The 13,527-nt window shown below is 60.3% G+C and carries 13 protein-coding genes; 9 read left to right on the top strand and 4 right to left on the bottom strand.

Annotation, left to right across the window (positions count from 1 at the left end; genetic code table 11):
• Window positions 1-175 precede the first annotated feature (175 nt).
• The 4 genes from ABIZ35_RS09730 to ABIZ35_RS09715 form a co-directional block, all read right to left on the bottom strand.
• Window positions 176-1,861: an FAD-dependent oxidoreductase gene (locus ABIZ35_RS09730; RefSeq protein ID WP_348219695.1), complete on the bottom strand. Its 1,686-nt coding sequence runs from the start codon at window positions 1,859-1,861 to the stop codon at window positions 176-178.
• A 149-nt stretch (window positions 1,862-2,010) separates the two neighbouring features.
• Window positions 2,011-3,696 carry an FAD-dependent oxidoreductase gene (locus tag ABIZ35_RS09725; protein ID WP_348219694.1) on the bottom strand — a complete coding sequence of 562 codons (1,686 nt, stop codon included), beginning with the start codon at window positions 3,694-3,696 and terminating at the stop codon, window positions 2,011-2,013.
• Between the two features lie 9 nt (window positions 3,697-3,705).
• Window positions 3,706-4,464: a sulfite exporter TauE/SafE family protein gene (locus ABIZ35_RS09720; protein ID WP_348219693.1), complete on the bottom strand. Its 759-nt coding sequence runs from the start codon at window positions 4,462-4,464 to the stop codon at window positions 3,706-3,708.
• Window positions 4,465-5,574 carry a Gfo/Idh/MocA family oxidoreductase gene (locus ABIZ35_RS09715; RefSeq protein ID WP_348219692.1) on the bottom strand — a complete coding sequence of 370 codons (1,110 nt, stop codon included), beginning with the start codon at window positions 5,572-5,574 and terminating at the stop codon, window positions 4,465-4,467.
• Between the two features lie 219 nt (window positions 5,575-5,793).
• Between ABIZ35_RS09715 and ABIZ35_RS09710 the strand changes: the two genes are divergently transcribed.
• From ABIZ35_RS09710 to hfq, 9 genes are all read left to right on the top strand, one after another.
• The gene (locus ABIZ35_RS09710) at window positions 5,794-6,153 is read left to right on the top strand and encodes a hypothetical protein (protein ID WP_348219691.1); all 360 of its coding nucleotides are present in this window, start codon (window positions 5,794-5,796) and stop codon (window positions 6,151-6,153) included.
• Window positions 6,154-6,279: 126 nt separating this feature from the next.
• Window positions 6,280-7,485, top strand: coding sequence for a pyridoxal phosphate-dependent aminotransferase (locus tag ABIZ35_RS09705; protein WP_348219690.1), 1,206 nt, complete (start codon window positions 6,280-6,282; stop codon window positions 7,483-7,485).
• The gene (gene rnc / locus ABIZ35_RS09700; RefSeq protein ID WP_348219689.1) at window positions 7,482-8,213 is read left to right on the top strand and encodes a ribonuclease III; all 732 of its coding nucleotides are present in this window, start codon (window positions 7,482-7,484) and stop codon (window positions 8,211-8,213) included. Before ABIZ35_RS09705 ends, rnc begins: the two co-directional genes overlap by 4 nt.
• The gene (locus tag ABIZ35_RS09695; RefSeq protein WP_348219688.1) at window positions 8,192-8,989 is read left to right on the top strand and encodes an S-methyl-5'-thioadenosine phosphorylase; all 798 of its coding nucleotides are present in this window, start codon (window positions 8,192-8,194) and stop codon (window positions 8,987-8,989) included. Before rnc ends, ABIZ35_RS09695 begins: the two co-directional genes overlap by 22 nt.
• A 36-nt stretch (window positions 8,990-9,025) precedes the next feature.
• Entirely contained in the window at window positions 9,026-9,769 is a 744-nt protein-coding gene (locus ABIZ35_RS09690; RefSeq protein WP_348219687.1) for a sugar phosphate nucleotidyltransferase, read from the top strand.
• The gene (gene galK / locus ABIZ35_RS09685; protein ID WP_348219686.1) at window positions 9,769-10,917 is read left to right on the top strand and encodes a galactokinase; all 1,149 of its coding nucleotides are present in this window, start codon (window positions 9,769-9,771) and stop codon (window positions 10,915-10,917) included. Before ABIZ35_RS09690 ends, galK begins: the two co-directional genes overlap by 1 nt.
• Window positions 10,917-11,981 carry a hypothetical protein gene (locus ABIZ35_RS09680; RefSeq protein ID WP_348219685.1) on the top strand — a complete coding sequence of 355 codons (1,065 nt, stop codon included), beginning with the start codon at window positions 10,917-10,919 and terminating at the stop codon, window positions 11,979-11,981. The genes galK and ABIZ35_RS09680 overlap by 1 nt, the downstream gene beginning before the upstream one ends.
• Window positions 11,982-12,084: 103 nt before the next feature.
• Window positions 12,085-13,038, top strand: a complete 954-nt coding sequence (gene miaA, locus ABIZ35_RS09675) for a tRNA (adenosine(37)-N6)-dimethylallyltransferase MiaA (RefSeq protein ID WP_348219684.1) — start codon at window positions 12,085-12,087, stop codon at window positions 13,036-13,038.
• A 19-nt stretch (window positions 13,039-13,057) separates the two neighbouring features.
• On the top strand, window positions 13,058-13,417 hold the full coding sequence (hfq, locus tag ABIZ35_RS09670) for an RNA chaperone Hfq (protein ID WP_348219683.1): 360 nt from the start codon (window positions 13,058-13,060) through the stop codon (window positions 13,415-13,417).
• Window positions 13,418-13,527 lie beyond the last annotated feature (110 nt).

Genomic DNA, 13,527 nt, shown 5'->3' with positions numbered 1-13,527 from the left:
CTTTACTAAACAGTGGGCCGCAGCTGTCTGAACGACAAGAACGGCCCAAATCGCCTCAAAGATCGCAGCTGGCTTGAGAAAGGGCACTTTCCGGCACCACTTCTAGGCGCGAATTCATTCGCCGGCTTCTTCATTCGCCAGGCATCTTGCCGGGCGCTTTGTTTTTTCGATTATCCTACCCCGAAACCGACGGCGGCGGCTCGGCGAGCGTGGCGCACTCGGCCAGATATTGGTGCACGAAGGCGATGGCCATGCTGCCTTCCCCGACGCCGGAGGCGACCCGTTTGATCGAGCCGTGGCGCACATCGCCCGCCGCGAAGATGCCGGCGACGCTGGTCTCCAGAAGGAATGGACGGCGCTCCGCGCCGCACTGGCCGGAGAGGGTGGCGTCGAGGCCGGTGAGGATATAGCCCCGGTCATCGCGCGCGATGGTTTCCGGGAGCCAGTGAGTCTCGGCGTCGGCGCCGATGAACACGAAGAGGGAATCCGTTTTGTGCTCCACGCTTTCGCCTGTTTGTGAGTTCTTGACGGTGATCGCTTCGAGCGTAATGTCGCCGCAAACAGAACTGACGCTGGAGTTGACCTCGACGGCGATGTTTTTGCGTGTTTTCAGCTGATCGATCAAATATTGGGACATGCCCTGCTCGATATTCGAAGCGCGGATCAGCAGCGTGACTTTACTGGCGTAATCGGCGAAGAACATTGCCGCCTGTCCGGCGGAGTTGCCGCCGCCGATCAGATAGACATCCTTGCCCGCGACACCCATCGCCTCCGTGCGCGCGGCGCCGTAGAAGATGCCGCAGCCGATCAGCGATTTGGCGCCTGGGATGAACAGTGAGCGCCACGAGACGCCGGTCGCGAGAATGACAACCCGTGTCGTGATCGTTTCTCCATCTTCCAGCACCACCTCATGCAGACGACCCTTCGGACACAGCCCCTTAACCGAGCGCGACACCAAAATCTCCGATCCAAAGCGCGTCGCCTGGCGAAGCGCCTTGGCGCCGAGTTCGTTGCCGGAAATCCCCGTGGGAAACCCCAAATAGTTCTCAATACGTGACGATGTACCGGCCTGGCCCCCTGGGAACGACCGCTCGATCATCAGTGTCCGAAGGCCCTCCGAGGCGCCGTAAACAGCGGCCGCGAGTCCCGCCGGTCCACCGCCGATGATGACGACATCGTAGGTCGAATCCGCCGGTTCGGTCTTGAGACCAAGATGTTTCGCCAAGCTGCGATTATCGGGACACTTAATCGCTTCCCCGTTGGAAAGGACGACGATGGGATAGGGGCCTTCGCTCGCCTGCTCGGGGATGTATGGCTGGCACGTCGGATCGGCGGGATCGAGCCAGCGGAAATTCTGATGATTCCCTGAGAGGAACTGCCGCAGGTCGTAGCAGTTGACGTCGGACGAGTAGCCGACCAGAATGATACGGTCGACGGGAGTTTGCACGGAGAGCTGCTGTAGGAGCGAGACCCGCCGTATCATCTCTTCCATGATACAGTCCGTGAGGTCGTCGCGCCGCGTCAGAAGGTTGTGGAAATCCGCCTCGTCCATCTTGAGCACGCGCGCGTCGGTCGTTGTCCGGAAGCCGGCGACGGAGCTTCCGCCCAGCATCAGCGGCACTTCCCCAAAGAACGTCCCAGGAACGTATGTCTTGATCACAACATCCTCGCCACGATTTTCTTTTGTGACCTCGATCCCGCCTTCGATCAAGATGTAGAACGACGATCGCTCCCCCTCACGCAAAACCCACTGTCCGGCGGGAAAGTTGACGTCGGCGGAAACTGCGGCAATGTCGGTAAGCTCTTTGTCGTCCAGCCGGCTGAACAGGGGAACCTGTCGCAGAATATCTAGGGTAATCAAAATACTGGTCCTCGATCGAAGTGAACACGCTGTGCGCCAAAGTTAAGCGTGTGGACGCAATGTCCTTGACAATCAAACACGGCGGAGCGGTAAAAAGAACCGCCGCCCGATGAAAATTCGCTTGAGACGCTCTTGCCTATCTTACTAGCTTACCCCGAAACTGACGGCGGAGGTTCCGCACGCGCCTCGAACGCAGCCCGGTACTGGTGGATGAAGGCGATCGCCATGCTGCCCTCGCCAACACCGGAGGCAACACGTTTGACGGAGCCGTGGCGTACATCTCCCGCCGCAAAAATCCCCTCCACGCTTGTCTCCAAGAAATAACGGGAGCGGTCCGTGGTGCATCTTCCCGAGTCCATGGCGTCCCGCCCGGTCAGAATGTAACCTCGGTCATCCCGTGCGACCGCATTCGCGAGCCAGTCCGTTTGAGCGTCGGCGCCGATGAACACAAAGAGCGAACTCGTTTCGTAAGTCTGTTCTTCTGCGGTCCGTGAGTTGGCGACCGTAATGGCTTCCAAAGCCGATTCTCCGTGAACGGCGGTGACAGCGCTATTCAGCTCGACGCAGACATTCGCGCGCGTTTTCAGCTGGTCAATGAGATACTGGGACATTCCCTTATCGATATTGGAGGCGCGGATCAGCAGCGTGACCTTGCGGGCGTAATCGGCGAAGAACATCGCCGCCTGGCCTGCGGAGTTGCCGCCGCCGATCAGATAGACATCCTTACCCGCGACGCCCATCGCCTCCGTGCGCGCGGCGCCGAAGTAGATGCCGCGTCCCAGCAGCGCGTCCGCGCCGGGAATGTCGAGCTTACGCCAGAAAACGCCGGTCGCGAGAATAATGGTTCGTGTCGTGATCGAGCCATCGCCGTCGAGAGTGATCGTATGAATGCCGTCGCGTGTTTCCAGGGACTGCGTTGCCCGGGCAACTAAGATCTCCGCGCCAAACCGCTTGGCCTGATCCAGCGCCCTCAGCCCCAGTTCGCCGCCGGAAATGCCGGTCGGGAATCCTAGATAATTTTCGATCCGCGACGATGTTCCCGCCTGACCGCCAGGCGCGGCGCGCTCCACCATCAGGGTCTTCAAACCCTCGGATGCGCCGTAAACGGCGGCCGCCAATCCGGCGGGACCGCCGCCGACGATCACGACGTCATATTCTGCATGGCTGGGCTTTGTTTGTAAGCCCAGACGTTCGGCAAGCTCGCGTCGGCCGGGATCCTTGAGCACTTCGCCTGAGGGCAGAATGACGGCAGGGTAGGGGCCTTCCAGCGCCGCGGCGGGAATGTAAGGGTGACAGGCATTATCGTTAAGATCGAGCCATCGGAATTCCTGGTGATTGCCGGAAAGAAACTGGCGCAGTTTGAAGCACGCAAGATCTGAGTGCTGACCGATGACGAGTGTGCGTTCGATCGGCGTATTTATTGAAAATTGCTGCATCTGCTCCACGCGCTGCATCATGGTTTGCAGGATGCTGGACGCCATCTTTTCACTGTGCGTAATCAGATATTGAAATTCAGGGCGCTCCAGGCGAAGGATGCGGCAGTCCGACTTTGTGCGCAGGCTCGCGAAGGCCGCGCTACCGAGCAGCAAGGGGACTTCGCCGAAGAAATCTCCGGCTTTGTAGGAGGCAATGACGCTCGGATCGCCGTTGACCGTGCGGATGACATCGATCTCGCCGGAAACCAGAACGAAGAACGAGGGCATATCGCCTTCCTGGATCAGCCATTGATTGGGGCCGAGATGCACATCGGCGCAGATAATCATGAGCTTGTTCACCAGCGCATCGGTGAGCGAATCGAAGAGCGGGATCTTGCGTAAGAGATCGGGAGTGATCATCGGTTTTCCTTAAAAGTGCGGCCAGCCGTCAACGATCAATTTGACGCCGCCAATCAATGCAAAGACAAGGGCCAGGGCTTCGAACGCCTTCTGGTCGACATACTTAATGAGCCAGCGGCCGGTCAGCGCGCCGACCACCACCAGCGGCGCCAGCTTCAGGTCGAACAGCAGCGAATGGGCGTTGATCGCGCCCATCTGCACGCTGAACGGGACCTTGAACCAGTTCATAATACAAAAATACCAGGCCCCAGTGCCGATGAACTCCATCTTCGGCAAGCCGATGGCTAGGAAGTACAGCAGCATGACCGGTCCGGCGGCGTTTGCGGTCATCGTGGTGAACCCGGCCGTGAGGCCCATTGCGGCCGCGTAGGCGAGGCTCGTCTGCTTCGGCTCCGTCGTCGGCGGCTTTAATCGCTGCGCCCATTGCATGGACACCATGACGATCAAGATCACGCCGATCATCAGCTTGATGATGTTGTCGTTATGGATGCATTGCATGGTTCCCCAGCCAAGGACGATCCCGGCGGCGGCCCAGGGAAACATGCGCCAGAGATGCGACCAGACGGCGTGACGCCGAAACGCCGTGACGGCGACGACATCGGCGACGATCAGCAAAGGAAGCACGACGCCCGTCGATTCGCGCGCCGGCATCATCATGGCGAACAGGGCCACGGTGATAATGCTGACGCCCGAGAACCCAGTTTTAGAGAGGCCGACCATAAACGCGCAGAGCAGCGCGATCAGCCATTGGTTACCACTTAAATTCACTTAGGAGACGGCTCCCAGCTTCACGGGCAGCCCGGTGCGCGCCGATTCGTATACAGCCAGGATGATCTCTAGAGGCTTGCGTCCGGCGCGTCCATCGATTAATGGCGTTCCATCGGTGCGGACGGCATGTAAAAAGTCTTCGATCTGCGCCCGGTGGGCGTCGCCCCAGACCGCGCCGGGGTCGGCGGCCGTCGAGCGCTCCGCCGCCGCGTGGACCACCGACGCGGACCCGCCCTGCGCCACGGACAGCGCATGCGAGGCGACGGCGTCGCTCAGATGCGTGTCGCCTTTTTTCAGCGTCATGGAGCGCAGGGTGTCCGCTTCGATCGTCGCCGAACCTTCCGTCCCAATCACATCGATGCGCACGGGCATGCCGGGATAGGCGCAGGTGGTCGCCGTCAGCGTTCCCACGGCGCCGCCGGTGAAGGTCAGCGCCGCCACGGCGATGTCCTCCACCTCAATTCGGTCATGCCCCGACGTGCGAATATGAGCGTAGACCGACTCGACATCGCCCGCGAGCCATTGCAGCAGATCCACGGTATGCACGCCCTGGTTCATCAAGGTGCCGCCGCCGTCCATCGCCCAGGTGCCGCGCCAATTGCCCGAGTCGTAATATTCTTGAGTACGCCACCACTTGACGGCGGCGTCTGCGAGGACGATCTTTCCCAACTGTCCATTACCCAGCGCGGCTTTCAAGAATTGCGTGGCGTGATCGAACCGGTGCTGGCTGATTACCGTGAGCTTTTTACCCGTCTCATCGGCGGCGGCAATCATTCGGTCGCACGCCTCCAGCGAGATGTCCATCGGCTTCTCAACGATCACATGCTTGCCCGCGTGCAGCGCCGCCACTGCAATATCCGCATGCGTCCCCGACGGCGTGCAGATTGCGACGACATCGACCATTGGGTCTCCGAGCAGATCGTCGAGCTTGGTGTAGACCCCCTGAATATCAAACTGGGCCGCCATGGCGTACGCGCGATCCTCCACCGTGTCCAAAAGCGCATGGACGTGCACATTGTCGATCTGCCGCAGGGCGCCGATATGAGTCGGACCGATGGTGCCGCAGCCGATCACGGCAAAATTCAAAACTTCCTCACTGACGCCAGACATATTGCAATACTCCTTCCGGCGGCGTGGCCGACATGGCCCATAGTTCCACTCACGTTGGCCGTCTTCCTTCGTGACGTCTGTTGTGGTTGCTGACCATACGAATACGCATCTATCTCTCAAAAACTCGTGAAATCGCGGATCGAATTCCGGAACCTTTCCAGCCGATAGTATAGTAATCAATGGCGAGACGGATGACGGAGTCGGGAGATCGATCCACTTATGGCCAAAGCAACCACGCCTCAGTTATCCGTGACCATGCACCCCGCAGGGCGCGTGCTGGTCATCCGGTCGTCCTGCGCCATCGATGGTTCAGCCCCTTCGCCCGAGCATATTACCCACTACGCCGCCGCCGAACACGCTCGCTACGTTCTTCTGGACGCCACCTCGGCTCCCTACACGGACACCGACGGTTTGCGCTGGCTGCTGCGCCTGCGCGATCAGCCGACGCCCGTTCGCATCGCCGCCCGCAAGGGCGGACGGATTTGGCGCGCGCTTCAGATGATGGAACTGGAGTTCAGCGTGTTCGATTCCGTGCAGCACGCCTGGAAAACACCCTGGATGAAGACCGCGCAGGGTTAGCCGCCAGCGTCATTTTGCGCGCTCTGCAGAACCTGGCGAGTAGGCATGTTTGGCGCCATTCTCCTTGACTTCCAACTCCCCCAATCGGTATACTAGGCCCAATACAGCCACGGAGGCCTGGTCTTTATGCTTTCTCAGCGCGCTCTCGGCGCAGCGCCGTCGCCCACGCTCGCCATTACCGCCAAGGCAAACGCCTTGAAGGCGGAAGGGGTCGATGTCGTCAGCTTCGGCGCCGGCGAACCCGATTTCGATACCCCCGCTCACGTCAAGGACGCCGCCATCGCGGCTCTGGGCGCCGGCGACACCAAGTACACGGCGTCCAGCGGCACCGTCGCCCTTAAGGACGCCATCATCGCGAAGCTGAAGCGTGACAACGATCTCACCTACAGCCGCGCGGAAATCTTAGTGTCCGTCGGCGCCAAGCACTCCATCTACAATCTGATGCAGGCGATCCTCGATCCGGGCGACGAAGTCATTATCCCGACGCCTTACTGGGTTTCGTATCCCGAACAGGTGAAGCTGGCCGACGGCGTTCCCGTATTCGTGGAAACCGACGAGACCACGGGCTTTTTGGCGACCGCCGCGCTGATCGAAGAGAAGCTGACGGCGAAGACGAAGCTTGTCATCATCAACTCGCCCAGCAACCCCACGGGCGCCGTGTATACGCCGCAGGCGCTGCGCGAGATCTCCGACCTGTGCGTGTCGCGCGGCGTTTACTTGATGTCCGATGAGATCTACGAGAAGATTATCTATCCTGGCAACACCTTTGTGTCGCCCGCGTCGTTCAGCCCCGAGGCCTATAAGCTGACGATCACGATCAACGGCTTTTCCAAGGCGCACTCCATGACCGGGTGGCGCCTCGGATACGCGGCTGGAGACGCCAAGATCATTTCGGCGATGTCGCGCATTCAGGACCAGAGCACCTCGAACCCCGTTTCGTTCGCGCAGGCGGGAGGCGTCGTGGCGCTGAATGCTCCGCAGGATTCTGTGGAGACGATGCGCGTCGCCTTTGAAGAACGGCGCAACTACATCGTCGCCGCTCTGAACGATATTCCCGGCTTCAAGTGTCTCAGCCCCGGCGGCGCGTTCTACGTCTTCCCGAACGTATCGGCGCTGTATGGCAAGAGCTGGAAAACGGCGGATGGCGCATTGAAGACGATCAACAGTTCAGACGATTTCGCCGAGTATCTGCTGACCGCTAAGGGCGTTGCGGTTGTCCCCGGCTCGGGCTTTGGCGCGGACGGCAACATTCGATTGTCCTACGCCACGAGTATGAAGAATATCGAGAAGGGCGTCGCGCGCATCGCCGAGGCTGTGGGCGAACTGCAATGATGTCGTCGACCGAGGAGCTTCGCAAGGAGGCGCTCGCACGCAAGCTGCCGATCACGGATATGGCGAAGCTGCGCCAGGCGCTGACGCACAAATCGTTGGTGCCGGAAAAGCCGCTCGACAGCAACGAACGTCTGGAGTTCCTCGGCGATTCCGTTCTGGGTCTCGTCATCAACGAATATCTCTATTCGGCGTTCCCGGAGAAAAAAGAGGGCGAGCTGGCGAAGGCGAAGGCGCTGATCGTCTGCCAGTCCGCACTCGCGGAAGCAGCGCGGCGCATCGATCTCGTGGCGCTGCTGCGGATCGGTCGGGCCGAGGAGTCCACGGGCGGGCGCAATCGGTCCAGTCTGATCTCCGACGCCTTTGAAGCCGTGGTCGCCGTGGTGTACCTGGAGCGTGGATACGAGCCGGCGCGGGACTTCGTGATTTCGTGCCTGCGCTTTCAGATCGACGCCATCAACCGCACGAGCGACTGGCGGGACGCTAAGACGGCCCTTCAGGAAGTTCGCCAGGCGCGGCGTCTGCCCGGCCCCGTTTACCGGGTGGCCGACGAGCAGGGGATGCCGCACGACCGGACATTCGTCGTGGAAGTACTGCTGGACAACGTCGTGGTCGGTTCCGGAGTCGGGAAGAGCAAGCGCGAAGCAGAGTTCGCCGCCGCGGACGTCGCGCTGATTTTGCTGCGCGACAGCGGGCAGATAGGATCGGAATGGACACGTCCGCAGAAATAGGGGTCTTCGGCGGCAGCGGCTTTTACGCGCTGTCCGAGACCGAGCCCCAAGAAGTCACGATCGAGACGCCATACGGCGCGCCGAGCGATACGATCACCCTGACGACCATCGCCGGCAAACGCGTCGCGTTCCTGCCCCGGCATGGCCGCAAGCATCAATTTCCTCCGCACAAAATTCCTTATCAGGCCAATCTCTGGGCGTTCCATCAGCTGGGCGTTACGCGCGTTATCGCGCCAAACGCCGTTGGGTCGCTCCAGGCGCACATCGAACCCGGACACTTTGTCATCAACGACCAGTTCGTCGATCGTACGAGCGGTCGCGCTGATACGTTCTGTGATGGCCCGGAGACGACACACGTTTCCACGGCGCATCCGTACTGCCCTCATCTGCGCACCGCCGCCATCCAGGCGACGCGCGGGGAGGGTGTTCCCGTGCATGACGGCGGAACGAGTGTCATCATTCAAGGTCCACGCTTTTCCACACGCGCCGAGAGCGAATGGTTCTCCCGGATGGGCTGGGATATCATCAACATGACCCAGTATCCCGAAGCGGCTCTGGCGCGTGAACTGGCGATGTGCTATGTCAATATCTCTTTAGTGACGGACTACGACGCCGGCGTGGTCGTGGACTCTGGGCATGTCGAAGTCACCAATGTTTTGGAAGTACTACGGCAAAATACGGAGAACGTTAAGAAGGTAATCCAGTCGATGCTGGAAGCTCTGCCGAGTGACCGTCGCTGTGACTGCGCCGACGCGCTGAAACACGCACGGATGTAACGACATTTCATCGAATTTTATGATAGCGGAGATCCTATGAAAGCACTTATCCTGGCCGCCGGCCGAGGCACGCGCCTCGGCGTCTTGACGGAAAATCGTCCCAAGCCCATGCTGCCGATCGCCGGCACTCCGATGATCGAGCGGATCATGACGAGCCTGAATGAGCAAGCCGGCATTACCGAGTTTGTCTTGATTACCGGCTATCTCTCCCAGGTGCTGGAAGAGTATTTTGGCGACGGTTCGAATTGGGGCTGGCGCGTGGAGTACGTTCACCAGGAAGTTCCGCGCGGCGTGAGCGACGCCGTGAACACCGCCAGCGCGGCGCTCTCGGATGCTCCGTTCTTCATGACTTACGGGGACATCATGCTTGATCCCGCCAACTACGGCGCGGCTGTCGCTGAGTTCGCCCATGCAAACGCCGATGGCAAGAACTGCAAAGCGATTGTGGGTCTGAACTGGGTCGACGATCCTTATCGCGGCTCGGCCGTCTATTTGGATGAGACCTATCGCATCGAAAGAATTCAGGAGAAGCCGGAAAAGGGGACCGCGACCACCCACTGGAACAGCGCCGGCCTCTTTGTGTTCGATCCACTGATCTTCGAATTTACGTCCAAAATCCAGCCGTCGGCGCGCGGCGAGTATGAACTGCCGGACGCCATCTCCGCGATGATCTCGGGTGGGCACTACGTGCAGGGACTTCCTTTGACGGGCGACTGGCGCGATGTGGGTACCCCCGAGGACTACGCGGCGATCAACGACGAATTCGGAGTGAAAAAGTAATGACAGTCGTGAGCAAAGCTCAGGAAACCTACGCCAAGCAGTTCGGCGAGGCCCCGAAGTTCGGGGCCTTCGCGCCGGGCCGCGTCGAGATTATGGGGAACCATACCGATTATAATGGCGGTTTCGTACTTCCCGCAGCCCTCGACAAGGGGACGGCCATTGTTGGGGCCTCGACCGGAACGGACGAAGTTGTGCTGATGGCGGCGGACTTCGGCCGCATCGCGACCTTCTCGGTCTCCGATCTTCAGCGCGATCCTCAGAACACCTGGGCCGATTACGTGATGGGCGTCGTGAGCATGCTCCAGCAGGACGGCGTCTCCATCGGCGGTTTCAAAGCCGTCATCGCCAGCGATGTCCCCGCTGGGGCCGGCTTGTCTTCATCCGCCGCGCTCGAAGTCTCGACGGCGTTTTTCCTGCGCCAGCTTTTCCCTTACGACCGCGAGCCGATGCAGATCGCGCGCCTGTGCCAGCGCGCCGAGAACGAGTATGTGGGCGTCGCCTGCGGCATTCTCGACCAGTTCTCGTCTGTCTTTGGCAAGCAAGACAGCCTGCTCTTTTTAGATTGTCTTAGCTTGGAGCACGGCGCCGTCAAGATGGGCCGCAGCGACATCGCGGTTGTGATTTGCGACTCGATGGCGAAGCACGCCCTGACCGGCGGCGACTACAACACTCGCCGCGCCGAGTGCATGGCCGCCGCCGCCCACTTCGGCAAAGAACTCCTGCGTGAAGTCGATTGGGACGAATTTGTCGCGCGGGAATTTGAGCTTCCCGAAAACCAGCGCAAGCGCGCCCGTCACGTCTTGGCCGAAGACAAGCGCGTTTTGGCGATGCGTGACGCCATCCAGGGCGTGGATACCGACCCGATCAAGCGCCTTCTTATCGAAGGTCACGAATCCTGCCGCGATCTGTTCGAGAACTCGACCCCCGAGATCGACTTCCTCGCCGCCGCCGCCATCGAGATTGAAGGCTGCTACGGCGCGAAGCTCACCGGCGGCGGCTGGGGCGGCTGCACTGTCAACCTCGTCCAGGTCGAAGCCGTGCCGGACTTCTGCGCCAAGCTGTCGGAGCGCTACACAAGCGAGCTTGGCAAGACGGCGCAGATTTATCCATGCCGCGCATCGGCGGGGGCGCAAGTGCTGGAGCTGTAGTGCCCCTCTGCTATTACGTTACCGGTCACGGCTTTGGCCACGCCATTCGAACCGCTCAAATCTTGAAGGCGCTGCCGCGTGAGCTGGACATCATCGTCCGGACCACGGCCGCGCCTTCGGTATTTCGTGAGGAGCTTCCGGATCGTTCTCTTCGTTTTCTCCCTGCCGAGTTCGACTGCGGCAGTCTGCAAAGCGACAGTGTGACGACTCTCGCTCGCCAAACTCTCGATCGATATCGTGAGATTGAGCAGCGTAATTACGCTGCTCTCTCCGAAGAAATCGCGTTTCTAAAACGCGAAGGCGTTACCTGCGTCGTTTCGGACATTCCCTCATTTCCACTGCGCGTCGCGCAAGCCGCCGGCATTCCCAGTGTCGCGATTACCAACTTTACCTGGCATGATATCTATACAGAATACGTGGAGACGGATGAAGACCAGGCGCTGCTGGATCGAATGGGCCTCGAATACCGTACGGCGACCGTCGCGCTGATTACGCCGCTGGCGACGTCGGCGGTCGAGGATGTCTTCACGAATGTCGAGCACATTCCATTGGTGGCGCGTCGCGGCGACAATGTGCGGGCCGAACTTCGGGCGTCGCTGAGATGTGAGACGCCGCATATGGCGCTGCTTTACTTCGGTGTTTGGGGATTGGATTTGAATTGGGACGCACTCGCTAAGTATCGCGACTGGACGTTCCTAACATTCGACACCCCGCCGCACGCCATCGCCAATGTCCAGACGATTTCGACGGAGCAATGGCGTTACGCCGATATCGCGGCCACGGTCGATCTGGTGATTACTAAGCCGGGCTATGGAACTGTCACCGAGTGCATCGCCAATTCCGTGCCGCTAATGTACATCCCGCGTCAGGGGTTTGTCGAAGCGGCGGCGCTGGAGCGAGGAATGGCGCCATGGGGTGGGGGCGTCAGAATCGAGAGCGAGCGATTTTTGACCGGAGATTGGGGCGAGACGCTGGCGGCGGCGCTGGCCGCGCGGCTCAATCCAGAAGTGTATCGGACCGACGGCGCCGCAGTCGTGGCCAAGCGATTGGCCCAATGGCTGTAAGGGATGCTATTGAAGCTGGTGTTTGCTCTGGAATTGCGGTCTCGCCTGTTCGCTTCCCGAACTCTTCGTTGAAACTCCATCTCCTGATATGCTATACTAGTCCGTGATTTTTGAAGCGCAGAGCGGCGTGAAGTACGCGATCGTCGGTCCCACGGGGATCGGCAAAACGGCGGCGGCGGTATGTTTGGCGCAGTCGATCGGTGCGGAAATTATTTCCGCCGACTCGATGCAGGTGTACCGGCATATGGATGTGGGGACCGCCAAGCCGACGCCGGATGAGCTGGAGCGCGCGCGTTTCCATCTGGTCGATGTGGCGGAGCCGGACCAAGAGTGGACGCTGGCGGATTTTCAGAATGCGGCGGAAGCGAAGCGCAATGAGATTTTGGGCCGTGGCAAGCTGCCCTTGATCGTGGGCGGGACCGGGCTTTACGTTCGCGCGATCACCAGTCAGCTGGACATTCCCACCGTGGCGCCCGATGAAGAGTTTCGGGCGGCGAAGCGCGCATTCGCCGAGGAGCAGGGGAATGACGCGCTGCATGCGGAACTGGCGACGATCGATCCTACGGCGGCGGCGCGTATTCATGTGAACGATGTCAAACGGATCGTGCGCGCCTTAGAGGTCTTTCACGTGCAGGGCGAAACGATTAGCGACCTGCACGCGAGAAATCAGGAAACGGCAAGGCACGATCCGGTCGTGATTGTCGGTATGAACTATAGGGATCGACGGGCGCTTTACGCCCGGATCGATGCGCGCGTCGATCAAATGATCCAAAACGGTTTCGAAGGCGAGGTCCGCACTCTGCTGGATCGTGGGTACACTCCTGATCTCAAGCCGATGCAGGCGCTCGGGTATCGCCATATGGTCCGATACCTTGCCGGGGAAACCAATCTCGAGAACGCGGTGTTGGAAATGAAACAAGACACGCGCCATTTTGCCCGTCGCCAGCTCATCTGGTTCCGCGGCGATGCGCGCGTGCAGTGGATTGAAGTCGATGGCCTGAGCGCGGGCGAAGTCGCCGGCCAGATAGAAGCAATCTTCCAGAACACCGTTTTGTAAAAAGGGGCCAAGTGCACTCATGAACAAGCCACAGTTGAACCTTCAGGATACCTTTCTGAACCATGCGCGTAAGGAAAACGTCCCAGTTACCATTTATCTCGTCAACAGCGTCCAGCTGCGTGGCAACGTGCGCGGCTTCGACAGCTTCACGATCCTGCTCGACACGCCCGGCAAACCGCCGCAGCTCGTCTATAAGCACTCCGTGACGAGCATTGTGCCGATGCGTCCGATCCAGAACCTTTTCGCGGATCTGATGCGGGACAATGCCGTGCACGCCCCGACACACGCGCTGCCCGCGCCTGCGATCAACGGTCCGGCCCCAACGCCCGCGCCTGCCGACCAAGCGCCGCTGCCGCCGAAGCTGGAGCCGATCGCGTAAACCCACCCCGGCGCTTCGCGCCACCCCTCCCATGAAGCTGGGAAGGGTAATTTAGGATTGGTTGTCGCAGGCGGATTTCGTTCGAGAATCTCTTTCCAACCCTTCCCAGC

Origin of the sequence: Capsulimonas sp., from assembly GCF_039929585.1 — a bacterium.
Taxonomy (GTDB): Bacteria; Armatimonadota; Armatimonadia; order Armatimonadales; family Capsulimonadaceae; genus Capsulimonas.
This window is presented reverse-complemented; position numbering and strand designations above follow the sequence as displayed.